Source organism: uncultured Pseudokineococcus sp., assembly GCF_947495735.1.
Taxonomy (GTDB): Bacteria; Actinomycetota; Actinomycetes; order Actinomycetales; family Quadrisphaeraceae; genus Pseudokineococcus.
Genome location: NZ_CANMAA010000036.1, coordinates 1 through 1448, shown reverse-complemented (window position 1 = coordinate 1448; position 1448 = coordinate 1). Strand labels below are relative to the sequence as shown.

At 69.3% G+C, this 1448-nt stretch carries 1 protein-coding gene and 1 pseudogene; one reads left to right on the top strand and one right to left on the bottom strand.

Annotation, left to right across the window (positions count from 1 at the left end; genetic code table 11):
- Positions 1-69 precede the first annotated feature (69 nt).
- Positions 70-258: pseudogene (locus Q0848_RS18860) on the top strand (IS30 family transposase); the annotation flags it as partial.
- Positions 259-956: 698 nt separating this feature from the next.
- Here the strand turns inward: Q0848_RS18860 and Q0848_RS18855 are convergent.
- Positions 957-1187, bottom strand: coding sequence for a hypothetical protein (locus Q0848_RS18855; RefSeq protein ID WP_299040371.1), 231 nt, complete (start codon positions 1185-1187; stop codon positions 957-959).
- Positions 1188-1448 lie beyond the last annotated feature (261 nt).

The following is a 1448-nucleotide window of genomic DNA, read 5'->3' as shown; positions in this document are numbered from 1 at the left end:
CCGATGAGTACCTTACCTTGGCCCCCGTCGCGGCGTAGTCTCTCGTTCTCAGTCCAACTTTCGGGGTGCAGTCCACTGCTGCGCCAGTACTTCCCCAAGGGCACCGACCTGTCGGTCCACACCCCTGAGGACCTCGCAGCTGTCGCTGCCGAGCTCAACGGCCGGCCCCGGATGACCCTCGACTGGGACAATCCCGCCGAGCGGATGAACCGCCTACTGTCCGACCCGCAGTCGCCCACCGTTGCGACGACCCCCTGAGACCGCCCATCATCCAGCGGGACGGGTGGACACTGCGGCCGTGAGCTGGTGGTTGCGACGCAAGAGGTCGTACCTCGGCGACTGCCCGACCTGCCACACGACTGGCGCGAGCATGTCGTCGACGGGCCTACCTGCTCCGAGTGCGAGTACGAGATCGAGCACGAAGATCCCGACGCTCCTCCCCGCCCGTGCCGGGCGCAACCACCGGCCGGCGCTGCGACCGGCACCCAGCACTGACACCGGCGGTGGCGCCTCCGGAGGCGTCCGCAGGGGCTCGTTGCCTCCTCGGCAGCGCCGTCCTGCTCTGATCCGTCGGGCCAGTCGCGGTAGCCGCCAGCCTGCACGCGTTTCCACTGCGCTGGCCCGGCGATTGCCCACGTGTGACCTCGCGTTTTCAGCTGAAGCGGATCAACAGTCACGGGCTCAGCATGAGGCGATCCTGAGAGCGTGGTTAACGGACGTGTCCGCGATTAGCGAGGCGCGTCGATAGTGACGACGCCGGACGGGCGCCAGTCTCATAAGCCGATCGCCTGCCGGCGCGCCAGCGGGTCCTCGACGACGTCGTCGATCACGGCGCGCGGCCGTCCCGCTCACGATCGCTGGCCGGACAGCGTCCCGCTGTCGATCGCTGGCCGGACAGCGTCCCGCTGTCGATCATCGACTGGGACGGCTCCCGGTCGCGGTGTGGCGTCGAGGGCTCAGGCGGCTTCGCCGTTGGTGCGCTGGCCCTTGCGGCGGGACCGGAAGAGCTCGAGCGAGAAGTAGATCGCCATGACGATCAGCCACCGGACGACGATGTTGCCCCAGTCGATCTGGTCGGCGGGGGTAGCCGGGTCGTCGGGGCCGTAGCGGACGTAGCCGGTCCGCTCGACGAAGTAGACGACGACGAAGGCGACGATGGGGATGGCTGCGTAGCGCCACTTCTTCACTGAGGAGTCACGTCCGTCCTGGGTGTTCGACGCGCCGGGGCTGGTCGGCTCTCGGCGTGCATCTGCGGGCAGGGGCCCCTGCTCCTCCGGGTCACGGCATCACGCCGGCCGCGCGATGTCCAGGTTGTCCCCGACGGCGCCCGGCGCCCGCAGCCGATCGCCTGGCCGGCCAGCGTCCCGCTGACGATTCCCATCTGAACGCCGGTCGAAGGGCCGCTGCTGTCGCTTCGTGCGGGCCTTCGCCAGGTCCTCGAAGACGTG